The sequence below is a fragment of the Microbispora sp. H10830 genome (assembly GCF_014161375.1).
In the GTDB taxonomy this organism is placed as follows: Bacteria; Actinomycetota; Actinomycetes; order Streptosporangiales; family Streptosporangiaceae; genus Microbispora; species Microbispora catharanthi.
On record NZ_JABBWX010000004.1, the window covers coordinates 273,406 to 299,332 of the forward strand.

At 72.1% G+C, this 25,927-nt stretch carries 17 protein-coding genes, 2 tRNA genes, 1 pseudogene and 1 riboswitch; of the genes and pseudogenes, 7 read left to right on the plus strand and 13 right to left on the minus strand.

The window, feature by feature from the left end; translation table 11 throughout:
- Positions 1–18 precede the first annotated feature (18 nt).
- From HHX35_RS13655 to HHX35_RS13670, 4 genes are all read right to left on the minus strand, one after another.
- The gene (locus HHX35_RS13655) at positions 19–1,074 is read right to left on the minus strand and encodes a mechanosensitive ion channel family protein (protein WP_182899196.1); all 1,056 of its coding nucleotides are present in this window, start codon (positions 1,072–1,074) and stop codon (positions 19–21) included.
- Positions 1,075–1,118: 44 nt separating this feature from the next.
- On the minus strand, positions 1,119–2,123 hold the full coding sequence (locus HHX35_RS13660; RefSeq protein WP_259405030.1) for a ribonucleotide-diphosphate reductase subunit beta: 1,005 nt from the start codon (positions 2,121–2,123) through the stop codon (positions 1,119–1,121).
- Positions 2,120–4,456, minus strand: coding sequence for a ribonucleoside-diphosphate reductase subunit alpha (locus tag HHX35_RS13665; protein WP_182899197.1), 2,337 nt, complete (start codon positions 4,454–4,456; stop codon positions 2,120–2,122). Before HHX35_RS13665 ends, HHX35_RS13660 begins: the two co-directional genes overlap by 4 nt.
- A 135-nt stretch (positions 4,457–4,591) precedes the next feature.
- Positions 4,592–4,822: riboswitch (cobalamin riboswitch) on the minus strand.
- Positions 4,823–4,867: 45 nt separating this feature from the next.
- Positions 4,868–5,806, minus strand: coding sequence for a tripartite tricarboxylate transporter substrate binding protein (locus tag HHX35_RS13670; RefSeq protein WP_182899198.1), 939 nt, complete (start codon positions 5,804–5,806; stop codon positions 4,868–4,870).
- 324 nt (positions 5,807–6,130) lie between these two features.
- On the opposite strand from HHX35_RS13670, the gene HHX35_RS13675 reads away from it, so the two are divergent.
- The gene (locus tag HHX35_RS13675; RefSeq protein ID WP_139575210.1) at positions 6,131–6,754 is read left to right on the plus strand and encodes a hypothetical protein; all 624 of its coding nucleotides are present in this window, start codon (positions 6,131–6,133) and stop codon (positions 6,752–6,754) included.
- Between the two features lie 65 nt (positions 6,755–6,819).
- On the opposite strand, the gene HHX35_RS13680 is transcribed toward HHX35_RS13675, so the two are convergent.
- The 4 genes from HHX35_RS13680 to HHX35_RS13695 form a co-directional block, all read right to left on the minus strand.
- Positions 6,820–7,089 carry a hypothetical protein gene (locus HHX35_RS13680; RefSeq protein ID WP_182899199.1) on the minus strand — a complete coding sequence of 90 codons (270 nt, stop codon included), beginning with the start codon at positions 7,087–7,089 and terminating at the stop codon, positions 6,820–6,822.
- Positions 7,090–7,189: 100 nt separating this feature from the next.
- A complete protein-coding gene (glmS, locus tag HHX35_RS13685; protein WP_182899200.1) occupies positions 7,190–9,007 on the minus strand; it encodes a glutamine--fructose-6-phosphate transaminase (isomerizing) in 1,818 nt (605 codons plus the stop codon).
- 8 nt (positions 9,008–9,015) lie between these two features.
- The gene (locus HHX35_RS13690; RefSeq protein ID WP_079319166.1) at positions 9,016–9,291 is read right to left on the minus strand and encodes a hypothetical protein; all 276 of its coding nucleotides are present in this window, start codon (positions 9,289–9,291) and stop codon (positions 9,016–9,018) included.
- A gap of 263 nt (positions 9,292–9,554) precedes the next feature.
- A complete protein-coding gene (locus HHX35_RS13695; RefSeq protein WP_182899201.1) occupies positions 9,555–10,385 on the minus strand; it encodes a hypothetical protein in 831 nt (276 codons plus the stop codon).
- Positions 10,386–11,577: 1,192 nt separating this feature from the next.
- Between HHX35_RS13695 and HHX35_RS42595 the strand changes: the two are divergent.
- Positions 11,578–11,793 (plus strand): annotated as a pseudogene (locus tag HHX35_RS42595) (LysR substrate-binding domain-containing protein); the annotation flags it as partial.
- 19 nt (positions 11,794–11,812) lie between these two features.
- On the opposite strand, the gene HHX35_RS13705 reads toward HHX35_RS42595, so the two are convergent.
- Positions 11,813–12,364 (minus strand): class I SAM-dependent methyltransferase, encoded by a 552-nt coding sequence (locus HHX35_RS13705; protein ID WP_310739075.1) that lies wholly within the window; start codon positions 12,362–12,364, stop codon positions 11,813–11,815.
- 223 nt (positions 12,365–12,587) lie between these two features.
- Entirely contained in the window at positions 12,588–13,151 is a 564-nt protein-coding gene (locus HHX35_RS13710) for a DJ-1/PfpI family protein (protein ID WP_182899202.1), read from the minus strand.
- Between the two features lie 189 nt (positions 13,152–13,340).
- Here HHX35_RS13710 and HHX35_RS13715 point away from each other — a divergent pair.
- Together HHX35_RS13715 and HHX35_RS13720 are read left to right on the plus strand one after the other, a co-directional pair.
- Positions 13,341–13,412 (plus strand) — tRNA-Gly (locus HHX35_RS13715).
- Positions 13,413–13,437: 25 nt separating this feature from the next.
- Positions 13,438–13,512, plus strand: a tRNA-Val gene (locus HHX35_RS13720).
- 883 nt (positions 13,513–14,395) lie between these two features.
- Here HHX35_RS13720 and HHX35_RS13725 read toward each other — a convergent pair.
- Both HHX35_RS13725 and HHX35_RS13730 read right to left on the minus strand, forming a co-directional pair.
- Positions 14,396–15,127, minus strand: coding sequence for a hypothetical protein (locus HHX35_RS13725; RefSeq protein ID WP_182899203.1), 732 nt, complete (start codon positions 15,125–15,127; stop codon positions 14,396–14,398).
- 114 nt (positions 15,128–15,241) lie between these two features.
- Entirely contained in the window at positions 15,242–17,743 is a 2,502-nt protein-coding gene (locus HHX35_RS13730; RefSeq protein ID WP_310739076.1) for a molybdopterin-dependent oxidoreductase, read from the minus strand.
- A gap of 228 nt (positions 17,744–17,971) precedes the next feature.
- Between HHX35_RS13730 and HHX35_RS13735 the strand changes: the two genes are divergently transcribed.
- From HHX35_RS13735 to HHX35_RS13745, 3 genes are all read left to right on the plus strand, one after another.
- On the plus strand, positions 17,972–20,911 hold the full coding sequence (locus HHX35_RS13735; protein WP_182899205.1) for a LuxR family transcriptional regulator: 2,940 nt from the start codon (positions 17,972–17,974) through the stop codon (positions 20,909–20,911).
- Between the two features lie 80 nt (positions 20,912–20,991).
- On the plus strand, positions 20,992–22,113 hold the full coding sequence (locus HHX35_RS13740) for an alpha/beta fold hydrolase (protein ID WP_182899206.1): 1,122 nt from the start codon (positions 20,992–20,994) through the stop codon (positions 22,111–22,113).
- Positions 22,114–22,134: 21 nt separating this feature from the next.
- Positions 22,135–24,738 carry a GMC oxidoreductase gene (locus HHX35_RS13745; protein WP_182899207.1) on the plus strand — a complete coding sequence of 868 codons (2,604 nt, stop codon included), beginning with the start codon at positions 22,135–22,137 and terminating at the stop codon, positions 24,736–24,738.
- Here HHX35_RS13745 and ligD read toward each other — a convergent pair.
- On the minus strand, positions 24,714–25,901 hold the full coding sequence (gene ligD, locus HHX35_RS13750; RefSeq protein WP_182899208.1) for a non-homologous end-joining DNA ligase: 1,188 nt from the start codon (positions 25,899–25,901) through the stop codon (positions 24,714–24,716). The genes HHX35_RS13745 and ligD overlap by 25 nt on opposite strands.
- Positions 25,902–25,927 lie beyond the last annotated feature (26 nt).

Sequence of the window (25,927 nt, forward strand, 5' to 3'; positions counted from 1 at the left end):
GAAGGGCGGATGCGACGCTCAGCGTGCGGGGATCTCGACGCGCAGGCGCGGGAGGCTCTCGGGATACTTCTCGCGGATGAACGTCACCAGGTGCTCGCGGATGTCGCAGCGCAGGTCGAAGGCGCTCGCCGAGTCGGCCGCGCTCATCAGGGCGCGCAGTTCGACCAGCCCCTCCGGGGTGATGTCGGTGACCTGGAGCGTCCAGTCCTTCTGGTCCCACAGCGGGTTCTCCCGCAGCGCCCGGTAGAGCTCGGTGCGCACCTCCTCGACCGGGATCGACCAGTCCACCCGGAGGTACACGCTGCCGAGGATGCGGCTCTCGTGGCGCGTCCAGTTCTCGAACGGATTGGTGGTGAAGTAGGACACGGGCAGGATGAGCCGCCGCTCGTCCCACAGGCGCAGCGCCACGTAGGTGAGGGTCAGCTCCTCGATGCGGCCCCACTCGTCCTCCACCACGACCACGTCGTCGAGCCGCAGCGCGTCGCTGAAGGCGAGCTGCAGCCCGGCCAGCATGTTGCCGAGCGTGGACTGGGCCGCGATGCCGCCCACCACGCCGGCGATCCCCGCGGAGGCGAGCAGTCCCGCGCCGAGCGCCCGCACCTGCGGGAAGGTGAACAGCATCGCCCCCAGCGCGAGCACCACGACGACCGCCGCCGACACCCGGCGCACCAGTGTGATCTGGGTGCGGATGCGCCGGGCGCGGCGGTTGCGCTCGCCCTCGACCCGCGTCAGCCGGTCGAGGACGACGTCGGTCACCGCGTACGCCGCCTGGATCAACAACCAGGTCACGCAGGCGATCAGCAGCAGCGCGAGCACGCGCTGGAAGCCGTTGGAGTCCGACCCGGGCATGTCGGGGTCGTAGGCCGCCTTGACGGTGCCCGTCACGGCCGAGGCGAAGCCCGGCCAGGTGCACCTGCGCACGAACGGCCCGGCGAGCGCCCACCGCTCCCCTATCAGGCGCGATTTCAGCACCCGCCGGACCAGTTCCACCGCGACGATCGCGGCGGCCACGGCGATCGCCAAGGTCGCCCAGTTCCACGCTGCCGCTGTGACGGCGCCCCCTGTCGTCGTCATGGCGTTCCCTTTGCCCTTTACGGGAGCGCCGAAAACCGGATGAGTCAGAAGGCCTCGTCGAAACTGACGTCGCCCTCGACGGCCACCTGGTAGGCCGAGACCCGGCGCTCGAAGAAGTTCGCCAGCTCCTGCACGTCCTGGAACTCCATGAACGGGAAGGGGTTGTCCGTGCCGTATCGCACGGGCAGGCCGAGCCGGGTGAGCCTGCGGTCGGCGACGTACTCCAGGTAGCGCCGCATGTTGCCGGCGCTCATGACGCCGTGCCCGTCGCCGCACAGATCGCGGGCGAAGGCGAGCTCGGCGGCGACCGCCTCCTCCATCATCCGCGTCACCTGGGCCCCCAGCTCGTCGTCGAAGAGGTCCGGCTCCTCGCGGCGTACGGTGTCCACCACCTCGAAGGCGAACTCCATGTGCATCGACTCGTCGCGGAACACCCAGTTGGTGCCGGTCGCGAGGCCGCCGAGCAGCCCGCGCGAGCGGAACCAGTAGACGTACGCGAAGGCGCCGTAGAAGAACAATCCCTCGATGCAGGCGGCGAAGCAGACGAGGTTGAGCAGGAAGGCCCGCCGGTCCTCCCGGGTCTCCAGCCGGTTCAGCTCGCTGATGGAGTCGATCCAGCGGAAGCAGAAGTCGGCCTTGTCGCGGATCGACGGGATGTGCTCGACGGCGGCGAACGCCTTCACCCGCTCGTCATGGTCGGGCAGGTAGGTGTCCAGCAGGGTCAGGTAGAACTGGACGTGCACCGCCTCCTCGAACAGCTGCCTGCTGAGGTACAGCCGCGCCTCGGGGGCGTTCACGTGCTGGTAGAGGTTCAGCACCAGGTTGTTGGCCACGATCGAGTCGCCGGTGGCGAAGAACGCCACGAGCCGGTTGATCAGGTGCCGCTCCCCCTCGTCGAGGGTCGCGAGGTCGGCGAGGTCGGAGGCGAGATCGACCTCCTCGACCGTCCAGGTGTTCCTGATCGCCGCGCGGTACCTCTCGTAGAACCCGGGGTAGCGCATCGGGCGCAGGGTCAGGTCCATACCGGGGTCGAGCAGCATCGTTCTCATTGGCATGCCTCGCAGATCTCGGGATTCTCAAGGGAGCAGGCGACGGCCCCTTCATCGGGCACGACCGGAGCGACCGCGGGGACGGTCGCCTGGGCGATCCGCGTCGCCGGGCGGGAGCGCAGGTAGTAGGTGGTCTTCAGGCCCGACCGCCAGGCGTAGGCGTACATCGAGGAGAGCTTGCCGATGGTGGGGGCGGCCATGAAGAGGTTGAGCGACTGCGACTGGTCGACGTACGGCTGCCGCGCGGCGGCCAGGTCGACGAGCGCCTTCTGCGGCAGCTCCCAGGCGGTGCGGTAGAGCGTCTTGAGCTCGTCCGGGACGGCGGAGATGTCCTGGATCGAGCCGTCGTTGAGCTTGATCGCGTCGCGCATCGGCTTGGTCCACAGGCCGAGAGCCTGAAGGTCCCGCACGAGATACCGGTTGACCTGGAGGAACTCCCCCGACAGCGTCTCACGCTTGAACACGTTGGACACCTGCGGCTCGACGCACTCGTAGCAGCCCGCGATCGAGGCGATCGTGGCCGTCGGCGCGATCGCCACGAGCAGGGAGTTGCGCAGCCCGGTCTGCGCGATCCTGTCCCGCAGCGCGGCCCACTCCTCGGGATGCGCCGGGGCGCACGGGTAGTGGTCGAGGTGCAGGACGCCGTCCGCGGCCCGCGTCTCCTCGTAGGCGGGGTGGCGCCCGCGTTCGGCGGCCAGGTCGGCCGAGGTGCCGTACGCCGCGAGCGCGATCTCCTCGGCGATGCGGGTCGACAGCGCCAGCGCCTCCGGCGAGTCGAACGGCAGGCGCAGCGCGAAGAACACGTCGGCGAGGCCCATGACGCCGAGCCCCACGGGCCGCCACTTCCGGTTCGCCGCCTCCGCCTCGGGCGTCGGGTAGAAGCCGAGGTCGATCGTCCGGTCCAGGAACCGTACGGCGGTGCGGACGGTGGCGCGCAGCCCGCCGAAGTCGACGGCGTCGCCCTCGGGGGTCAGGTGCGCGGCGAGGTTGACCGAGCCGAGGTTGCACACGGCGGTCTCGCCGTCGCTGGTGACCTCCAGGATCTCGGTGCACAGGTTGGACAGGTGGATGACGTTGCCGGGCCGCGCGGTCTGGTTGGAGGCCCGGTTGGCGGCGTCCTTGAACGTCATCCAGCCGTTGCCGGTCTGGGCGAGGGTGCGCATCATCCGGGCGTACAGGGCGCGGGCCGGCACCTGCCGGACGTATCGCCCGGCGGCCTCCAGTTCGCGATAGCGGGCGTCGAACGCCTCGCCCCACAGGTCGGTCAGCTCGGGGGCCTCCTTGGGGTCGAACAGCGACCACGTGCCGTCCGCCTCGACGCGGCGCATGAACTCGTCGGGCACCCAGTTGGCCAGGTTGAGGTTGTGCGTGCGGCGCGACTCCTCGCCCGTGTTGTCGCGAAGCTCCAGGAACTCCTCGATGTCGGCGTGCCAGGTCTCCAGGTAGACGCAGGCCGCGCCCTTGCGCCTGCCACCCTGGTTGACGGCCGCCACCGACGCGTCGAGCGTGCGCAGCCAGGGGACGATGCCGTTGGACAGGCCGTTGGTGCCCCGGATCAGCGAGCCGCGCGAGCGCACCCGCGTCCAGGCGATGCCGATGCCGCCGGAGTACTTCGACAGCCGCGCCACCTGGCCGTACCGCTCGTAGATGCTCTCCAGCTCGTCGCGGGGCGAGTCGAGCAGGAAGCACGACGACAGCTGCGGCCGGCGCGCGCCCGAGTTGAACAGCGTCGGGGAGCTGGGCAGATAGGCCAGTGTGGACATCAGGCCGTACAGCTCGGCCGCCTCGGCCACCGTGGCCGACAGGCCGCAGGCGACGCGCAGCAGGAAGTGCTGCGGGCGTTCGAGCACGCGCCGGGTGACCGGGTGGCGCAGCAGGTAGCGGTCGTAGACCGTGCGCAGCCCGAAGTACTCGAACCGGTCGTCGGCCGCCGGGTCGATCAGCGCGTCGAGCGCCTCGGCCTCGCCGGCCACGAACGCGGCGACGGCGTCGCCCAGCAGCCCGGCGGCGTGGGCGGCGGCGACCGACTCCGAGAAGGTGCGCACCCCCTCGGCCGCCGTCTCCTCCGCGATCAGCCCGCTCAGCAGCCGGGCCGCCCGGCGTGAGTTCTCCGGGTCGGCGATGACCCCGGCCGCCGCCTCCTCGATCGCCTGCCGGACGGCCGCCGCGTCCCGCGCGCCGTCCGCGCGGGCCTCGGCCTGCCGTACGGCGCCGGCGGCGGGGACGGAGCCGCGCGGGGCGTCGGGTCCACGGTCTCCCGCCGGAGCCCGCGGCCCGCCGCGCTCACGTGAAGCGGGGTCCGCGGACGCGGAGGCCGGGTCGGTGATGGTCATCAGATGCCCTCTCCTCGTCGTTCCGTGTCCCGGCCGGACCTGAGGGGAGGCATGCCGCGGCGCACGCGCACGAGAGGGAACCGTGCCGTGACGTTGCGGCGAGCCCGCCCTCGGGGCCCGGCGCGGGGCGCGCGCCGATGCGCGCGCGTCACTGGCAGGTCTTCGGACTCGCGGGCGTCCGGACGGGCTCGCGCCCGCCGGTCCTACTGGCCGTCGCTTCCCGGGCGCGCTCACGCCCAGTGCTTGGAACACAGCACGGTGCTGTGTGACGGCGGTCGTTCCCGCTCACCGCTGCGGGGCAGTCCCGGATTCGCACCGGGTTCCCTCTTGCCTCACCTGGGGTGAACCAGCAACGCGATGGATCCTACATCTTGTGGCCCTTCTCGCAAGCACCCCTACAAGTTGTGTTTTTCAGCGGAGTCCGAGATCATTGAGGAGCAGGGCCGTACGGCGCGCCTCGCCGACGAGCCATTGGCTGAAGTCGTCGCCGTCGAGCCACATCGGCGTCCAGTCGTTGCGGTCGCACAGGCTTCGCCAGCCGGGAGTGCCGGTGACGGCCCGGCACAGGTCGAGCAGGGCGTCCCGCCCGGGCGTGCCGCGCGGGGCGATCAGCCCCGTCCAGTCGGCGTACACGACCCGTACGCCTGACTCCGACAGCGTCGGCGCGTCCACCCCGGGCAGCCGCTCGGCGGAGGAGACCGCGAGCGGCCGCAGCCGTCCTGCGCGCAGGTAAGGGGCGACCTCGCGCCTGCTGCCGAACCCGAGCGCGAGCCGCCCGTCGAGGACCGCGGCGACGGCCTGCGCCCTGCTGCCGAACGCGACGTAGTCGAGCAGGCGTGGGTCGGCTCCCAGGCCCTGCGCGGTCATGCCGAGCAGCAGGTGCTCCGGGCCGCGGTCGGCGCCGCCCGCGACCCTGAGCCCTCCAGGGTCGCGCAGCAGCGCGGCGGCGAACTGCTCGAACGTGCGGTAACCCGAGTCGGGCGAGGCGACCAGCACCTCCCACTCCCCCGTCAGCCGCGCGAGCGGGACGGCCCTGGCGACCAGGAGGGGGTCACGGGCCAGCGCGCAGGCGGCCAGCAGTGCGGAATCGGCGATCACCAGGTCGGTCCGCGGCCCGCCCGTCCGGGCGAGAGCCGTCCCGCCGTCGCCGGCCTCCCGCCTGATCCGTACGGCCCGGACCCAGCCACGCCCCTCGACGAGCGACTTGAACCCGGCGGCGACGCCGTCCCCGCATCCTCCGGGCGGACCCGGGACGGCCAGTGAGAGCTCCCTGCGATGTGGCGGCGCCTGGACGCCGCACGCGCCCGCGAGGGCCAGGGCCCCCAGCGCGAGGACCGTACGGCGTCGCATGTCGGCACCCTCCTACCCGAAGAGCCCCTTACACGCACAGAATATGAGTAACTACACCATGTCACCATATAACGGACGTTACGGCTGCGGTGATCGGTAGGCGGGCCGCGGCGCTGGCCTGCGGGAGCACGAGGGCCGTGCCGCTTGCTGCCAGAGGACGTGGACATGCGGGAGGGCGGTGGCAGGAAGCTGCAATCCCCGGGCAACATGCTGCCGCCGAATTGCCTGGTTCCGGGGATATGAAAAGCGCACAGTTGATTGCGCGAGGAAAAAACAGCCCACAGAAAAGCCCGCGCCTCGCGCCCACACCCCTAGCCTGTCCGGATGGGCACCGACATCTACGGATTCATAGAGATGCGTCACCCGCACGCCGACGAGGACTGGTACGAGGGAGACGCGTGGAGCGTTTCCCTGCCTCTTTACCCGCTCTATGGCGTCAATGACTACGCGTCGCTCGGTTGCCTCTTCGGCATTCGCAACCGGCTTGACTGGGCCCCTGTCGCGGCCGGCCGTGGCCTGCCGGCCGACGTTTCGGGACCCGTCCGTACCCACTATGAGAACTGCGCGCGGTTGGATGCCGCCATTCATGGCAGCACGTGGGTCTCATGGGCGGAGCTTCGTGATCTGGACATGACCGTCCGCCCCGCCGCCCGAGGAGTGCTCGATGTGCACTCGGAAGGCGGCTACTCGATCACGCGGTATCGGATCGACGACCGGTGGCCCGATGAGGTCGTCGAGCGGTACGGCATGCCACCCTTGGGCACCTCGCCCGTCGGGGCCCCCGCGGGCCGCTGGGAGATCTCCGGACAGACCCTCGAGTACGGCCCGGTGACGCGACTGGACGTGCTGGGACCGGGCACCGGGTGGGAGCACGTCTTCGCGGTGATGCGGGCACTGGCGCAGCGGTTCGGGCCCGAAGGCGTGCGTCTGGTCGTCTGGTTCGACTGAGGGCGTCGTCCCGCTTTCGGGCGGGTTCCGCGGGCCGCGCCGGACTCCGCCGGCCCTCCTTCCCCTCACTTGCCGAGCAGGGCGTCGCCCACGAGTTGGACGGCGTATCCGATCACCGCGCCAAGGAGCAACTGGGCCCACTGCGTCCGATTGAGACGCGCCTGGAGAAGGTTCACCAGCTCCTCCAGCTCGGTCCGCTGCGGCGCCGACTCGGGCAACTGCTGCCGGGCGATCTGCCGTACGCGCCCGAACTGCTCACGGCTCCGGCGTGCGGCCCGCACCAGGGTGAACACGAGTGCGGCGACGACGGGCAGCGCCATCACGAAGTAGGTCACATGCATACCCGTACATCGGCGCCGGGCCGCGCGGCATTGCGCCGAACCCCGGACCGTCCGGCTCGCGTCCCCGGCGCGAGCCGGACGGGGAGCGGAGGGGCTACTCGACCGTCACGCTCTTGGCGAGGTTGCGCGGGCGGTCGACGTCGCGGTCCAGGGCGACGGCCGCGTGGTAGGCGAACAGCTGCAGCGGGATCGTGAGCAGGATGGGGTCGAGCTCGACCTCGTTCTTGGGCACCACGATGCAGTCGTCGGCCGCCTCGGAGGTGCGGTGGCCGACCATGAGGATCCGCCCGTGCCGGGCCCGGATCTCGCCCAGCGTGGTGAGGTTCTTGTCCAGCAGCTCGTCGTCGGGGACGATCGCGACCGTCGGCAGCTCGGGGCTGATCAGCGCGAGCGGGCCGTGCTTGAGCTCGCTCGCCGGATACGCCTCGGCGTGGACGTAGGAAATCTCCTTGAGCTTCTGCGCGCCCTCGCGGGCCACCGGGTAGCCGCGCACCCGGCCGACGAACATCATGCCCGGCGAGTCTGCGTACTTCTTCGCCAGCTCCCTGATCCGGTCCTCCAGCGTGAGGATCTCCTTGATCTGCTCGGGGAGCCGGCGCAGGCCCTCGCAGATCCTGCGGCCGTCGGCCGGCGACAGGTCGCGTACGCGGCCGAGGTGCAGGGCGAGCAGCGCGAACGCCACGGCCGTGGAGATGAACGCCTTGGTGGAGGCCACCGAGACCTCGGGACCGGCGTGCAGGTAGATGCCGCCGTCGGTCTCCCGGGCGATGGCGCTGCCGACGGTGTTGACGATGCCGAGCACCCGGCCGCCCTTGCGCTTGAGCTCCTGCACGGCGGCGAGCGTGTCGTAGGTCTCCCCCGACTGGCTGATCGCGACATACAGGGTGTCGGGCTCGACGACGGGGCTGCGGTAGCGGAACTCAGACGCCGGCTCGGCATCGGCGGGGATGCGGGCCAGCTCCTCGATGAGCTGCGCGCCCATCTGGCCGGAGTAGTACGCGGACCCGCAGCCGATGATCTTCACCCGGCGGAACGAGCGGGTCTCGCGGGCGTCCATGTTCAGGCCGCCGAGGTGGGCGATGTGGAACCGGTCGTCGAGCCGGCCGCGCAGCGTGCGGGCGACCGTGTCGGGCTGCTCGGAGATCTCCTTGAGCAGGTAGTGCTCGTAGCCGCCGTTGTCGTAGTGGCCGGCGTCCCAGTCGACCGTGAACGGCTCCTTGGCCGTCTCCCTGGCGTCGCCGGTGAACGTGTTGAACCCGTCGGCCTTGATGACCGCGAGCTCACCGTCCTCCAGGTGGACGACCTGGCGCGTGTAGCGGATGAGCGCGGCGACGTCGGAGGCGGCGAACATCTCCTTCTCGCCGAGGCCGAGCACGATCGGGCTGCCGTTGCGGGCCACCACGATCTCGCCGGGCCGCTGCGCGTCGATGACGGCGATGCCGTACGTGCCGACCACGCTCTTCAGCGCCCGCAGGACGGCCTCCCGCAGCGAGTCGGTGTCCTTGACCATGCGCCCGATGAGATGCGAGAGCACCTCGCTGTCGGTCTCGCTCTCGAACTTCACGCCCTCGCCCTCCAGGCGGCGGCGCAGCTCGTCGGCGTTCTCGATGATGCCGTTGTGCACGACGGCGATCCGCTGCTCCTGGTCGAGGTGCGGGTGCGCGTTCACGTCGCTGGGCGCGCCGTGCGTGGCCCACCGGGTGTGGCCGATGCCGCTCGTGCCCTTGAACTTCGCGGGTACCGCCGCCGCCAGGTCGGCGACCCGGCCCTTGACCTTGCGCGTCTTGAGGCTCTTGGCGTTCACGACGGCGAGGCCGGCCGAGTCGTAGCCCCGGTACTCCAGCCGCTGGAGACCTTCGAGCAGGATGGGCGCCGCATCCTTAGGCCCGACGTAAGCGACGATTCCGCACATAACCGCTCCTATCCGTAAACGATCCGCCGGAGCTGGCGCAGGGTCAGCTCCGGTGCCGCGACACGTCTTCCCGCTAGCTCGGCGGAGATTCTGGGAAAGATCTGGTCGTTCGTCAGCCCCCTCGACTTGAGTTCGCCGTGGCGGCGCCGCACGTACTCTTCCGCGGGCTCGCCGAAGTACGTCAGGACGTCGGCCACCACGCGAGCCGCCTCCCCCGGCCCCAATGAAGTGGTCCGGGTGAGGTGGCCGATCAGATCCTCGAAGGGATGCCGTGCCGTGGACACAGAGCAGGACCCTAACGCAGCAAGGACGCCGACTAACAAGTTTCCTGCCCGTTTTCGGGCAGGATCAGTCCGGAGATCGCCCTGCGGCACATCTCCGCAGTCGCCTCAGTCGTCCACCGCGACGTCGGCCACGCGAAGCGACATGACCCTGGGATCGTCGGCGAGAGGCAGCAGGTCCGTTGGCCACCAGCATCCCGATCAGGACGACGGGAAGAACCAGTGGCCGCTTCCTGCGTGTTCGCCCTGTCATCGGCGCCTCCTACTCAGTGCGGCACGCGATCGGACTGGGGCACCGCCTCAACGACGTAGATGTTGCGCACATCCGGCTTCCTGAGCAGGCCCAAGAGGTCTTCCCTCGTCATCCAGTTGGCGACGAAACCGTACACATGACCGTCAGCGGCGGCGTCGCGTAGAACCTTCAGATCAAGACCGAGCCTGCGCAGGTTGTGCCGGTCGTCATCGGCCAGCGAGCCGACCCACTGCTGGAACTGCTTCGTCGCGGAGTGCTCGTCGCAATCGCCCAATCCGCGTTCGGCGCAACCGCCGAGAGCCGACCAGAAGACCGGCTTCGCCACCGCCGGGACCGCCGGCGACATGAAGAAGTACTTGTCCATGTCCTGTGGACCGAAGCCATACGGCTTCATCTCCTCGACGAGCTCCGGCTCGGCGAGGGGCCTCGTCAATTCCACGAGAGCCGTCGCCCGCACCGCTTTCCCGAGTCCTCTGACCTCTCGCTCCGCCGCTTCCCGCACGACAGGATCCACCCCCTTGCCGCCGGCGAATTCCCGCAGATAACCGGTCATATCCGTGCTGGGGAACGAGGGGACGACGGTGAGGTCGCCCAGCGCGTTTTCCACCACGTCCTGCCGGCCGTTTGAGTCACCGGACGACTGCCGCTCGAAGGACAGCGGGAGGGTGAGCGAGAACACTCCATCCGGAGGTTGTAAGCGCATCCGGTATTCCGGGTGGGCGACCTGCGTCGCATTCCCGAGAACCGCCAGCATTCGGTGCGCCCGCCGCGCGGACGTCGAAAGGAACCACACGGCGACCCCGGCCAGCGTCATGCATATCGCCAGGCCGATCAGGCCGGTCATCCGCATGCCCCGCGTACGCCCATCGGTTGGACCAGCCATACATCCAGCCTTTCCGATTGCCGTGACGCTGCCCTAGCCACAATAGGCAATGACCTTCACCCGCTGCGCGCCCGTTCAGCGTGTATACCAAGGCCCAAGCGGCACGATCTGCACTCGTTCAAGCGCCACCGGCACCGATGCCGACTGGATACTGAAGGCGTTGCCAGGAAACGTTTCGCGAGACACCGCCGGGGCGCGGTTCGCGACGTGCTGAATCACTCGCTCGCGATCGAAGGACAGGGTGCGTACCGGCCGCGACACTCATCAGGAGCCGGGATCCACCCGCACGACTGCCCCATTTCCCGCAAACTTCCCTCGCCGTAACGAGGCGAGCACAGAGAAGGGCGCCTCGTACAGGAAACGGCAGGTCCAGCACGAACAGAGGCGACGGGAGGGGTGTGTCCCTCCCGCCGCTCAGAACCGGCCCGTGTTCCGGGACGTGATCACATTACTTGGACACTGGCATGACGGCGTGATCGTCAGATTGTCCCGCGCCAGGCAGTGTCGTGAGCACCGGCGGCAGGCAGTGCCACGACAGGACCGGGGCCGGGGTCAGTTCAACGTCTTCAGCAGTGCGGCGGCCGGCGGGGCGGACGAAGCCGGGTTCTGCCCGGTGTGCAGGGTGCGGTCGACGACGACGTGCGGTGCCCACGGCGCGCCGGCGGAGAAGCGCAGGCCCAGCGCCACCAGCCGGTCCTCCAGCACCCACTCCATCCGGTCGGCGAGGGCCGGCCTGCTCCTCCTCCGCCCTGGTGAAGCCGGTGACGCGGTAGCCGGCGAAGGGCGAGGTCCCGTCACCGTCCGCGGTGCCGGCCAAGGCGGCCACACCATGGCAGACGAGGCCGAGCGGCGTGCCGGACTCGATCGCCACGGTGAGCAACTGGGCCGAGTCGGCGTCGGACGCGAGGTCCTCCATCGGCCCGTGCCCGCCCGGGTAGAACACGGCCGCGTACTCGCCCGGATCGGCCTTCTCCAATGCGCTCGGACGACGTAGTTCCACGGCGGTCTCCAGCGCCGCGGCGACGGCGTCCGCGCCCTCCTGCCCCCCGTTGAACTCCGGCGCCAAGCTGGCCCGGTCGACCGGTGGCACGACACCGCCCGGGGTCGCGACGACGACCTCGTACCCCCTCTCCGTGAACGCGCGGTACGGCGGGTGACCACCGGCCTCGCCGACGACCTGCTCGACGGACTGCGCGGCGGGCGCTTCGACCTGGTCCTGTCCGCCGTACGTCCGCGAGGGCGATCGGTCGTCGCAGAACCGCTTATGGACGAGGAGTTCGTACTGGTGGCAGCGCCGTCCTGGGCCGCGCGGATCGGTCCCGTCGGCTGCGACGATCCCGGCCCCCTGCGCGATGTCCCGCTGGTCGCCTACGCCGAGGACCTGCCCATCATCCGCAGGTACTGGAGGCACGTGTTCCGCACGCGCCCGCCGATGTCACCGGCCGTGGTCGTGCCGGACCTTCGAGAGGCTCGCGCAGCATCCGTCCCACTTCAACGAAGTCCGCCTTGCGCGCCAGCTCGGCGAGGTCGTCGATCGGCCATCGGTACGCCGTCGTCACCTTGTGGTCGAACGCCGACACGGCGTCCCCCTCGGATTCGTAGAAACCGAGCAGGAGGTGGCCGCCCGGAGCCAGGACGCGGCGGAAATCGGCGAAGTACGGCGGCAGTTCCGCCGGTGGCGTGTGGATGACGGAGCACCACGACACGGCGCCGCTCAGCTCGCCGTCGGCGAGGTTCAGCGCGTGCATGGAACCGATCTCGAAGCACAGCCCGGGGTATGCCTCACGGGCGAGCTCGATCATCCTGGGCGACAGGTCGATGCCGAAGGCGTCCAGCCCCAGGCCCCGCAGGTGCGCCGTCACATAGCCGGGACCGCAGCCGAGTTCGGCGACGGGCCTTGCGCCGGCGGCCCGCACGGAGTCGGCGAACGCGGCGAGCACGCGCGGCCCAGCGGCAGGCGGTCGAGCGAGTTCCGGGCGAGCTCGGCGTAGAGGACGCCGGACGCCTCGGCCGTCGCGGGGGGCAGGGAAGGGATCCGGTCACAGTGGGCGGCTCTGGTGCCCCGGCTCGCTTCGCGCGGACCGCCGCACGGCTCGCGCGCGGGGTCGCAGGCCATCGGGGGGCGGATCCGGGGAGAGCCGCCCCCGCGGGTCAGCGCGAAGATCAGGCCGCCGGGGCGGCGGCGCGCAGCACCTTCATGAACTCGCGCATCCACGCCGGATGGTCCGGCCAGGCCCGCCCGGTCACGAGGTTCTGGTCGACGTGCGCCTCGCTGTCGACCCATGTGCCGCCGCCGCTCTCGACGTCGGTCGCGCAGGCGGGGTACGCGCTGCTCTCGCGGCCCTTCAGCACCCCGGCCGCCGCGAGTATCAGCGGTCCGTGGCAGAGCGCGGCGATCGGCTTGCCGGCGTCCGCGAAGTGGCGGACGATCTCCTGGACATCCCGGTCCCCGCGGATGTACTCGGGGGCGCGACCGCCGGGAATCACCAGCGCGGCGTACTCGTCCGGGTTCACCTCGGAGAAGGCCACGTCGGCCGCCCAGGAGTGGCCCGGCTTCTCGGTGTAGGTGTCGAAGCCCTCGACGAAGTCGTGCACCACGAACTGCAGCTTCTTGGCGGACGGCGCCGCGATGTGCGCCTCGTAGCCCTCCTCGAGAAGCCGCTGGTACGGGTACATCACCTCCAGGTCCTCGGCGGCGTCACCGGTGATGATGAGCACCTTCGCCATCGCGTAACCCCCTCCTGCCTACGGTTGCCGCCTCATCCTGCGCGCGGCCTCCCCCGCAGGTCAACGTCTCGCCCCGCTTCGGTCACGTGCCGCGTGCGCGCCAGGGGATTGGAGGCAGTTGGCACCGGCACCCTCCGGGATCCGCTAGAGTTGTTCACGCGTCGCCGGGAAAAACCCCGAGCGATGGCTGCGGAAGTGGCTCAGTGGTAGAGCATCACCTTGCCAAGGTGAGGGTCGCGGGTTCGAATCCCGTCTTCCGCTCGGAGTCCGGACGAGATCCGGGCACGGACGATTAGCTCAGCGGGAGAGCGCTTCCCTGACACGGAAGAGGTCACTGGTTCAATCCCAGTATCGTCCACCACCCATAGAAACCCCGGCCGAGGCCGGGGTTTCGTCGTTTCCCCACCTGGTCGCATCCGGCGGCGTACGCGGGTCCGGCATGGAGCGGCCGTCCCCGGATCGTCATGGAGCCGGTCGCCTCGCGATCGCTCGACCAGCGTCGTCAACGGGTCGCCGGGCTCCATCGCGCCCGAGCGGCGGTCGCTTGACGAGTCGCGGGGCCGGGACGGCCCCAAGGGACGGGCCAGTGCGCAGGCGGAAAGGCGGACCTGTACGACTCGGGCAGCGCGGCCGGCAGCGCCCGGTTCCTCTATTCGGAAGCCGATATGAAGGAGAACGCGGGCCACTGATACAGCCGGATCCGGTTCACGGACCTGCCGGTCGCCCCCGGCAGCGCGCCGGAATGGGAGTTCCTCGGCTACAACGCCATCGCCAAGAAGGGGGGATGTGGCCGGCGAATACCGCGAGCCGGAGCGCGCCGTCGAAGCCGGTTCGACTTCACCTGGAAGGCGCGCACGGCGTATTGGTCCGCCTTCCCCCGATCAGCTCGAATCCCCCACCCACCCGCCTGACGTCCACGGACGGACGCGCTCGGGGCTGTGCCGGCCTTTGTCCTCAGGGCGTCGCATGATCCACGAGGGCGCCGGCCGCCGAATGCGGCCGGCGCCGCCGTGAAATCGTGGCACGGCGCTCGCCTTTTCCTGCGAAGCATTCCCGCCACCACCGGTACGCCCCCGCCACGAGCACCGGTATCACGATGGGCACGGCCGATCCCTGCTGGTCGCCGGCACCGAGATAATCTTCTATCAATTACCCCCGCGCGGACACAATCCATTTAGCCGGAAATCATACGACGCTTGTCTGGATTTCCTCTTAATGGCGGGCTTTGTCGCCCTTTCCTCGAACTATCCGGATGGGACGACGAGAACCTGCGGCGCGGCCTGGCGCATCCGGGTGCGCAGCCAGAGCAACTGAATGGCCGTCTCGGGGGCGCAGTGGCGCGCGAGGCCGAGCAGGTCGTCGTCCCTGAGCCCGCAGGCGGCCTGCGCGACCACGCTCCACGACAGGTCGCACTCGGTGCCGAGGAGGTACAGCCCGTGCAGGTCCCGCAGCAGCGCGAGGCCGCCGCCGTCCCCGCCGCCCCGTCCCGGTGTCGCGCGGGGGCGGCGCGCCGCCCCCGCGTCCGCGCCCTCCGCGCCCGCCCGCTCCCGTTCCACGGCTCCGCGAACCACCCGCTGGAGATCCGCCGGCTCCAGGCCCGCCGCGTCGAAACCCCCGCCGTCGATACTCGCGGCATCGAAACCCCCGGCATCGAAACCCCCCGCATCGAAACCGCCAGTATCGAAACCGCCGGCGTCGAAACCGGAGGTCTCCAGGCGCGGCACCTCCAGCCCCGGCGGCTTCACGGGCGCCCGCGACTGCGCGGGACGCGGATCGCGAAGGCTCCCGGAGCGGTACCTCCGGAGGAAGGGCTCCAGCCGCTCGGCGTGATCACGGCACTGCGCGGCCAGGCGCTCGCAGACGCCGCACAGGTCGGACTCCCGGGGATGGCCGCGCCGCAGCGCGCGGAACCCGGACGACAGCGCGTGCTGCGTGCGGGACAGCGTCTCCAGGTAGCGCGCCAGATGCTCGCTCACGGATCGTCCCACCCGCGGGCGGCGTCCCCCCAAGCGGTGCGTGTGCCTGCAAGGATCATGTCTCGTCGCTTCCTTCCGGTAGGCCGACCCACCTCGTCCCGGCGATCGCGGACGTCAGACCTCCTCGTATCGTTCCGGCGCCTCCCCTCCTCCGGCTGCGGCCGTCACCTCGGGCCGCGCGGTCACACCGCAGCCGAGGCGCGTGGCGGCGGCCGAGTAGAGCCCCTCCCCCACGGCGGCCTCCCCGCACCGCCCGGCCTTCACCAGCCGGACCGCCGCGGGCGTGCGCAGCGGCCGGCGGGACACCGGGTCCCACGCGGTGAGCGTCAGCTCCGCCACCGCCCGCGTCACGGCCTCGCCCTGCCCGTCGAGCGGCAGGACCACGGCCCCCGGGCGTACGCCCGACAGGCGCGCGACGGCCTCCAGCACGCCGAGAGGCGACTCGACCCGGACGAGGTCGCCGTCCTCGACGCCGAGCGCCGCGGCGTCGCCGGGGTGGACCTCCAGGCGCGGCTCGGCCGGGAACGGCTCCGGCACGGCGTCGCCGAGACGGGCCGGCCGGGCCGGAAAGCGGGGCGGCCCCGGGCGGGTGACGAGGACCAAGGGGTGCTCGTCGTCGGCGACCTCGGGAGACGGCTCGAAGTCGGCGGCGTGGAGGAAGGCCCGTCCCCCGGGGTTCTCCGCGCGGTACCGCTCCTCGCCGTACTCGGCCCCCGTGGCGAGGTCGGCCCCGAACGTCTGGCAGTCCTTCGGCCCGGTGGCGAAGCGGCCCCCGGCGTACAGACGCTCGACGCCGTGGGAGCTGGACGGCGTGCAAGGCCACTGGACGCCGCCGGTCCGCAGCCGGTCGTAGGTGATCCCGGTGTGGTCGCAGGGACGGCCTCTGGAGCACGCCTTCCACGCCTCGAACGCCGACTCCGCGTCTGTCCAGCGCACGAGCGGCCGGCCGTCCCGGTCGCGCAGGTCCATCCGCCGGGCGTAGTCGAGCAGGATGTCGAGGTCCGCCCTGGCCTCCCCCGGCGGCTCGACCGCCTTCTCGCACAGGTGCACCGTGCGGTCGGCGCCGGTGACGGTGCCGGTCTTCTCGCCCCAGACCGCCGCCGGGAGCACCACGTCGGCCAGCCGCGCGGTCTCGGTCAGGTACGGATCCTGGACGACGACGAACAGGTCCTCCCTCGCGAGGATCCGGTCGAGGCCGGGCATCGTGGCCGCCGGATCGGACGCCGTGATCCACAGCAGCCCGACCGACCCCTCCTCGGCGTACCTGAGGATCTGGGTCGCGTGCGTGGCCGGTCCCCACTGCGGGATGACGGCGGGGTCGACGTTCCACAGGTCCGCCAGCTCGCGCACGTGCCCCGCGTCGGCCCAGTTGCGCAGCCCGGGCAGGTCCGCGGCCGAGCCCGCCTCCAGCGCGTCGCACCCGGGCCCGCCGAGCTGGAACAGCCCGGCCCCCGGACGGCCGAGCATGCCGCGCAGCAGGTGGACGTTGTTGACCTGGCAGGCGGCGGCGGTCGCCTGGTTGGAGCCCAGGAAGGCCGGGCCCACGGCCGACACCAGCCGTTCGGCCGCGCCCAGGATCTCGGCGGCCTGCTCGATCTGCCCGACCGGCACCGCGCAGATCTCCGCCGCCCGCTTGGCGGGGTAGGCCTCGACGACGCGCCACAGCCGTTCGAACCCCACGGTGTGCGCGGCGACGTAGGCCGCGTCGTGCCAGCCGCCGGCGATCAGCTCGTGCAGCAGGCCGTTGAGGAGGGCCACGTTGGTGCCGGGACGCACGGCGAGGTGGACGTCGGCCTCCCTGGCCGCCGCCGTCCCCTCCGGGCCCACCGCGATCATGGCGGGCGGACTGGATCCGAGCCGCCGGTCGAGCATGCGCTCCCACAGCACGGGATGGGTGGCGGCACAGTCGTGTCCCCACAGCGCGAGCGCGTCACAGTGGTCCACGTCGGTGCACGAGCCCGGCTGGCCGTCGGTGCCGAAGCTCGCCGCGAGCGCGGCCGCGGCCGCCGCCGCGCCCCAGCGGGTGTCCCCGTCCATGTGCGGGGTGCCGATCCCCGCCTTGCCGATGACGGCGAGGGTGTAGTGCTCCTCGAGGAACAGCCGCGTGCCGGTGTGGAAGGCGAGGCGGCCCCAGCCGCCGGGGCGGGCGAGCAGTTCCCGCGACCTCGCGGCGACGCGGTCCATCGCGACGTCCCACGTCGTCTCCACCAGCCGCCCGTCCTCACGAGCCCCGCCTTCACGAACCAGGGGGCGGGTCAGCCGGGCCGCGCGCGGCTGCCAGGCGTGCCACTCCCGGGGGTCGAGCCTGCCGTGGTTGACGCGGTCACCGGCCCGGCCGCGCACGCCCACGACCCGTCCGCCGCGAACGGCCAGGTCGAGGGCGTCGCCGTTGGAACCCGCCGCGGAGACGGCGGGAACCCAGCGCTCGACGTCCGGCTCGGCGACGCCGTCCTCCGGGAACACGTCCACACGCACCGGCCAGGGGCTGCCGAGGCGGATGACCGGGGGGAGCGCGTCGCGCATGTGGCTCGGCAGGGCCGCCGCCAGCCGTTCCACCGCGTCGGGAGGTCCGTACGGCGTGCGCCGCCCCCTGGGATCGGCGATCCGGTCCAGCACCTGGCACCTCCGCGGTGACGATGTGTGAACGACGCGTCCCGTACCCGGTGCCATGCGCCCCTGATCCCGGAATCGCCCGAACTGACCGGTTCCTTTTCGAATACTTTCCATAGGGTGTCAATGCCGGACCGGCCCCCTGTCCGGGTCTCGTGATCTGTAAAGTGCATTTACTGGGTGTTGTCGGCGCGGCCGGCGGGGGCGGCCCGCGCGTTCGCGTGTGGGGTGCGAATGGACGGACGCACGGCCGGTCCGGTCGTCACGGGTACGTCCGTGCCACTCGTCGGACGGCGGGACGCGCTGACCGCGCTGCGGGGCGCGATGGCCGCGAGCCGCCGCGACGGGTTCCAGTTCCTCGCGCTGGCCGGCGAGCCGGGCGCGGGCAAGACGCGGCTGCTCGGCGAGCTCGCGGCGATGGCCGGCGGGGACGGCTTCACCCCGCTGTGGGGACGCGCCGCCGAGTACGAGCAGATGCTCCCCTACAGCGCGCTGGTGGACGCGCTCGACGACCATCTCGACGCGCGCCGGGAGGAGGTCGCCCGGACCGTGGGGTCCGGGCAGGCCGCCCTGCTGTCCGGCGTCTTCCCCGGCCTCGCCGCCGACGGAGCCCCGGCCGGCGACGAGCCCGCGCTGGCCGACGACCGCAGCGGCCTGGCCCGATATCGGCTCTACCGGGCCGTACGGCACCTGGTCGGCGCGCTGGCCGGGCCCACCGGCCTGCTGCTGGTCCTCGACGACGTCCACTGGGCCGACGACGGCACGCTCGAGTTCCTCGACCACGTCGTGCGGCACCCGCCCGCCGGCCCGGTGCTGATAGCCGTGGCCTACCGTCCGGCCCAGGCCGCCCCGCGCGTGGCCAGGCTGGCCGCGGCGGCCGGCCCGCGCGGGCACGAGGTCGTGGTCGGCCCCCTCAGCGCGGCCGAGGTCCGGCAGTTCCTCGGCCCCGACGTCAGCAGGGGACGCGGCATGGCGCTGTACGAGGCCAGCGGCGGAAACCCGTTCTACCTGGAGGCGCTGGCCCGGATGGACGGCACCGACGTGACCGAGTTGCCGCCGACCGTGCTCGCCGCGCTCCAGGTCGAGCTGGGCGACCTGTCCCCCGGCGCGCTGCTGGTGGCCCAGGCCGCCGCGGTCGCCGCCGACGAGTTCGAGCCGGCCGTCGCCGCCGTGGCCGCCGAGGTGCCGCCTGCCGCCACGCTGGCCGCGCTGGACGAACTGGTCGAGCGCGACATCGTCCGCAGCGTGGGCGCGCGGTTCCGCTTCCGCCACCCCCTCGTGCGGCGCGCCGTCTACGAGTCGGCGGCGGCGGGCTGGCGCCTGGGCGCGCATGCCAGGATCGCGGCCCACCTGGCGGAGCTGGGCGCCCCGGCGACCGTACAGGCCCACCACGTGGAGCATTCCGGGTCGTTCGGCGACCAGCCGGCGGTTGAGGTGCTGGTGGCCGCGGCCCGCGCGGTGACCGCGCACGCGCCTGCCACCTCGGCGCACTGGCTGCAGGCGGCGCTGCGGCTCATGCCGGACGACGCCGCGGCCCGGGAGGACCGGCTCGCCCTGATGCTGGAGCTGAGCTGGGCCCAGGGGATCAGCGGCAGGCTGGCCGAGGGCCGCGACACCGCCCGCGCGTTGCTGCGCATGCTGCCCGAGGACGACTACCCCCGCAGGGGTCGCGCGGCCCGTGTCTGCGCGCTGATGGAGCGCCAGCTCGACCGCCCGCAGGAGGCCAGGGCGCTGCTGCTCGACGAGCTGAGCCGCTTGCCCAACCCGCGGGCGGCCGCCGCGGTGCCGATGCGGATGCGCCTGGTCGCCGAGAGCATGATGCGGGTGGACTTCCGGGCCGCCCAGGCCGTGCTCGACCTGATGCCCGACAACGCCGACGACTGGGAGCCCGGGCTCGCGGTCGCGGTGGCGGCGCTGCGCCCGATGCCCGCCCTGGCCGCCCGCCGTACCGACGACGCGCTGCGCTACGCCGAGATCGCCGGCAAGCTGCTCGCCGACGCCCCTGACGAGCACCTGTCCGAGTGGCTGGACGCCATCGCCTGGCTGTGCTGGGCCGAGTCCTACCTGGGCCGGTACGGCGAGGCGCTGCGTCACTTCGACCGGGCGGCGGCCGTCGCGCGATCGACCGGGCAGACCTACATCCTGACCAACCTGCTGGCGGGCCGGGCCAAGACTCTGGTGGCGACGGGCCGCCTGGCGGAGGCCAGGGCCACCGCGGAGGAGTCCGTCGAGGGCGCCCGGTTGCTCGACTCCGGCCAGCAGCTCGTCTTCGCGCTCACCCAGCTCTGCCTGGCCGAGTCGTGGAGCGGCGACGACGAGGCGGCCCTGCGCGCCGGCGAGGAGGCCGTGCGGTGCGGCGTCGGGGCGGGCGAGACCTGGGAGGCCACGGCCCGCTACGCGCGGGGCCAGGCCCTGGTCAACGCGGGCCGGTTCGAGGACGGCGTCGAGGCGGTGCTGGACGCGTGCAACCGGTTCGAGTCGCCGCGGGTGGACCCCGGGACGCTGCTCCAGGCGTGCGAGACGCTCGCCTACGCGGACGCCTCCCAGGAGACGAGCACGGAGGCCGGCACGCAGGCCGGCATGGAAGCCGGCACGGAGGCGTCCGCGCGGGCGGCGCAGTGGGCGGCGCTCGCCGTGCGGCTGGAGGAACCACGCCTGCCGGCCTACTGCGGCTTCGCCGCGCTCGCCCGCGCGCACGCGCTGTCCCGTCAGGACCCGTCCGCGGCGGCCGCGGCCGCGGAGGAGGCGGCCCGGCTGCTGGCCGCGGGCGAGCGGCGGCTCGACGCCGGCCGGGCCCTGCTCACCGCCGGGCTCGCGCACCTCGGGACGCCTGGCGGCCGGAGCCGCGCCAGAGAGAACCTGCGTGCCGCTGCCGAGGTCTTCGACTCCTGCGGCGCCCGCGCGCTCAAGGCGCGCACCGAGCGCGAGCTGCGCCGCCTCGGCGTACGGGTGGGCGGCGGCGCGACCACGGCCGCGGGCGGGGAGGCGGCCAGATTCGGGCTGTCCCCCCGGGAGCTGGAGGTGGCGCTGCTGGTCGCCGAGGGACTGACCAACCAGCAGGTCGCCGAGCGGCTCTTCCTCAGCGTCCGTACGGTGGAGACGCACCTGTCGCGGATCTTCACCAAGCTGGAGGTCACCTCCCGGGTCGGCGTGGCGACCGCCCTCACGCGGTGAGTGCCGACAAGTACGGGTTTTCCACGATGTCGCCGCTATGGCTGGTCCTGGGATCGTAGCCCCGGCAGAAAGGCGATCGAATGGAACACCGCATACCCCGGTTCACGCTCGACGGCGTGCGGGACGCCGAGGTCACGGTTCATCCGTTCGCCACCGAGGACGAGCTGGGGTTACAGCTCACCCGGTTCCGCAGCCACGACACGCCGGCGCAGGGGGCGCAGGACGACGTCGTGCTGCTCGTGCACGGACTGACCTCGTCGAGCGACATGTTCATCATGCCGGAACACACGAACCTGGTCAGGTTCCTGCACGACAGCGGGTTCGGCGACGTGTGGGCGCTGGACTTCCGGATGAGCAATAGGTTTCCGTACACCATGGAGACCCGCAGGCACACGCTGGACGACATCGCCCAGTACGACCACCCGGCAGCACTACGCGAGATCCGCCGCCACGTGGGGGCGCGGCGGATCCACGTGGTGGCCCACTGCCTGGGGTCGGTGACCTTCCACATGAGCCTGTTCTCCGGGGCCGTGAGCGGGATCGCCAGCGTGGTGGCCAACAGCGTCGCGCTGACGCCCCGGGTGCACCCCTGGGCCCGCCTCAAGCTCGCCCTCGGTCCCGCGCTGCTGGAGTACGGCACGGGCCTGTCCTACCTGGACCCGCGGTTCAGGGACGCGCCCCCGCTGACGCGGCGGTGGCTGCTGGCCCGCGCCGTCTCCTACTTCCATCCCGAGTGCCGGGAGGCGGCCTGCCACATGCAGAGCTTCATGTGGGGCAGCGGCAGGCCCGCGATGTACCGCCACGGGAACCTGACGCCGAGCACGCACCTCCATGAGCGGCTCGCCGACCTCAACGGCGCCAGCGACCTGCACTACTACCGGCACGTGCGGAAGATGGTGGCGGCCGGTCGCGCGGTGAAGTACGACACCGGCGACCCGAGGTTCGCCGCGCTGCCGGACGACTACCTGGTCAACGCGGCCGACGTCGACACGCCGATCCTGTTCGTGACGGGCGACCACAACGACGTCTTCACCGACTCCAACATCGTCTGCCACCACGTCCTGTCGAAGGCGGCGCCGGGGCGGCACGAGCTGCGGATCCTGCCCGGCTACGGGCACATCGACCCCCTGATCGGAAAGAACGCGCACCGGGACGTCTTCCCGCACATCCTCGACTTCCTGAAGCGACACAGCGGTCGCTGACCGCGTCACTGAGAGACATCTATGGAACACGTCGACGCGGTCGTGGTCGGTTCGGGTTTCGGCGGCGCGGTCGCCGCCTGCCGCCTCGCCGAGGCCGGGCTGTCTGTGGTGGTGCTGGAGCGGGGCAGGGCGTACGCGCCGGGCGACTTCCCGCGCGGCCCGGCCCAGCTCGGCCGCGCCTTCTGGGACCCCGCCGAGGGCCTGTACGGGATGTTCGACATCTGGAGCTTCTCCGACTGCGACTCGGTGGTCGCCAGCGGCCTCGGCGGCGGCTCGCTCATCTACGCCAACGTGATGCTGCGCAAGGACGAGGACTGGTTCGTCCACGAGCAGGCGCTGCCCGGCGGCGGCTACGAGTCGTGGCCGGTGACGAGGGCCGACCTCGAACCACACTACGACGCGGTCGAGCGCATGATCGGCGTCTCGCCCTACCCGCTGAGCCATCCCGGCTTCGACGACACGCTGAAGACGCTCGCCATGCGGGACGCGGCGGCCGAGCTGGGGCTCGACTGGCGGCTTCCGCCGCTGGCCGTCAGCTTCGCGCCGTCGCCGGGGGCGCAGCCCTGCCAGGGCGCGCCGCTCGCCGGCCCGGCGTACGGCAACCTGCACGGGGTGCCGCGCCGTACGTGCCGGTTGTGCGGCGAGTGCGACCTCGGCTGCAACGACGGCGCGAAGAACAGCCTCGACCACACCTACCTGTCGGCCGCCCGGCACCACGGCGCCGACCTGCGGACGCTGCACGAGGTGCGGCGCATCAGGCCGCGCGTGGGCGGCGGCTACGACGTGCAGTACGTCGAGCACATGCCGCGCGGGGACGAGGCGCGCGAGGACGGCGACGGACCGCCCCGGTGGACCGGGCCGCACACGATCAGCTGCGACCGGCTCGTCCTGGCCGCCGGCACGTACGGCACGTCATACCTGCTGCTGAAGAACCGGGCGGCCTTCCCCGGCCTGAGCGGGACGATCGGCAGCCGCTTCTGCGGCAACGGGGACATGCTGGCGTTCCTGCTGCGGGCCACCGACCGGAGCAGGACCCGGCCCATCCGGGCGAGCCGCGGACCGGTCATCACCAGCGCGATCCGGCTCGACGACGGCGCGGACGGGCGCGGCGCCTACATCGAGGACGGCGGCTACCCCGAGTTCGTCGACTACCTGGTCGAGGGCGTGGACATGGGGCCGGGCAGGGTCGCCCGGTTCCTGCTGCGGCGGCTGCGCAACATCCTCACCCACGACACCAACCTGTCGGCGGAGTTCGCCGACCTGATCGGCCGGGGCGAGCTGTCGGGCACCTCGCTGCCGCTGCTCGGCATGGGCCGCGACGTCCCCGACGGGAGGCTGCGCCTGCGCGACGGCCGCCTCGACGTGGACTGGACGACCGAGACCAGCGAGGACTACTACGAGCGGCTGCGTGCGATCATGCGCAGGATCGGCGACGTGCTCGGCGCGGAGTACGCCGACAGCCCGCCGTGGTGGCGCAGGCGGGTCATGACCGTGCATCCGCTGGGCGGCGCGCCGATGGGCCGTCATCCGGGCGAGGGGGTCTGCGACGCGTACGGAGAGGTCTTCGGCTTCCCCGGGCTGTATGTCGCGGACGGCGCGGCGCTGCCGGGGCCGGTCGGCGCCAACCCGTCGCTGACGATCGCCGCGCTCGCCGACCGCATGAGCACCCGGATCCTGGAGTCCCGCGCGTCCCTCGCCGCGCCTTCGGCGGGAGTCGAGGCCGTGGGGGTCGAGGCCGTGGGAGTCGAGGCCGTGGGGGTCGAGGCCGTGGGAGTCGAGACCGTGGGGGTCGGGACCGCGGCGTTGTCCGCCGTGCCGCCGATCGAGGTGGGGGCGGAGGCCGTGCCGGTGGGCACGGCGGCGGCACGGCCGGCGGCGCCGGCCGGTGGAGTGCCGGTCGGCGCGGTGGAGGTTCAGGAGACGATGGGAACACCGGAAACGCAGGCCGCCCCCGAGCCGGCGGCCGTCTCCGGCGGCCGTCCCTTCGCCGCCGGACGCGCGGACGAGCCGAGCGTGTTCGAGGGCCGGACCTCGCTGTGGTTCGTGGAGGAGATGCGGGGGCTCCTGACGCCCGGCCCGCCCGGCGGTACGGCCCGCGGGAGTGGAGCCAGGGGACGCCCGTTCGCCTTCCGTCTCACGATCACGATCGACGACATCGACCGCTTCCTCACCGAGCCCGAGCACGAGGCCAGGGCGGAGGGCTGGATCGAGGCCGACCTGTGCGGGGGCAGGCGGCCGATCGCCCGGGGCTCGTTCAACCTGTTCGTTCCCGGGGAGACGGCCGGGCAGCGGCGCATGTGCTACCGCCTGCGCTTCTGGGACGCCGACGGGCGCCCCCGCACGCTGGCCGGGCACAAGGAGATCCTGCCGGGCGCGCCGACCCGCCTGTGGCTGGACACCTCCACCCTGCACGCCCGCCTGCTTGAGGGGCACGTCGAGGAGGACGGGGACGAGGACGCCGCCGTGGTCGCCGCGGGGGCGCTGCGCATCATGCCGTCCGACCTCGTGCGGATGCTCACGACCTTCCGTACGGCCGGGCCGGACGGCACGGCGGCCGTGACCCGCTTCTGCCGGTTCTTCCTCGGCGAGCTGTGGGAGGTCTACGGGCCTGCCCAGGGGTCGTAGTCGACCTCCAGCGGTTCCTGGCCGGGGCGGTCGGGTTCGGGAACGTGCCGGAGGTTGACCCTGATCCTCGTCCAGGTCGAGCTGCGCCCGCGCATCGAGTCGACCAGGACGTCGGCCGGCTGCAGGAGGCGGGCCACCCCGGGATGACGGGCCTTCCATCGTTCGAGCCCGGCCATCGCCTCGTCCCGCGTGGCGGCCCTGGCGATCTCGACGAGCGGCATGACGGACTGGCGCCGCCCCCCTCCGGGCGGGGCAGCGGGCCTGTCCGGCCGCGGCCCCTGGGCCTCGGCCAGCTCCAGCAGGGCGTCCAGGGACCCCGCCCGCTCGTCCATCCCGGCCCACGGGTCGCCCGCCTCGGCGTACCGGTCGGGCATCGACGCGAGCGTGAAGTCCTCCGGCCGGCACCCGGGCACCTCGTCCCAGGCCAGCGGGGCCGAGACGAGGCCGGTCGGCCGTACGGAGTAGGCGGAGGCGACGGTGTGGTCGCGGGCGTTCTGGTTGTAGTCCACGAAGACGCCCTGCCGTTCCTCCTTCCACCACCGGCTGGTGGCGACGTCCGGCTCCCGGCGCTCGATCTCCCTGGCCACGGCCTCGGCGGCCCGCCGTACCTCCCGGAAGGTCCAGCGCGGCTCGATGCGGGCGTAGACGTGGAATCCGCGCGAGCCCGACGTCTTGGGCCAGGCGGTCAGGCCGTGCTCCTCCAGCACGTCCCTGGCGACCAGGGCGACCCGGACGATCTGCTCCCAGCCCACGCCGGGCACGGGGTCGAGGTCGATCCGCAGTTCGTCGGGGTGGTCGAGGTCATGGGCCCGTACGGGATGGGGGTTGAGGTCGACGCAGCCCAGGTTCACCGTCCACAGCAGGTGGGCGAGGTCGCGGATCACCACCTCGTCCGCCGTGCGGCCGGAGGGGTAGCTCAGCTCGACGACCTCCACCCACTCGGGTCGCTTGGCGGGCGCGCGCTTCTGGAAGAACGCCTCGCGGTCGACGCCGTGCACGAAGCGCTTGAGTATCACCGGCCGGTCGGCCACGCCGCGCACCGCCCCCTCCGCGACCACCCGGTAGTAGGAGATCAGGTCGAGCTTCGTGTGCCCGGTCCGCGGGAAGACCACGCGGTCCGGATTCGTGATCTTCACGATCCTGCCGTCGAGCTCCAGCGTCATGCCGCCACACTACGTCGCCCCTCCGC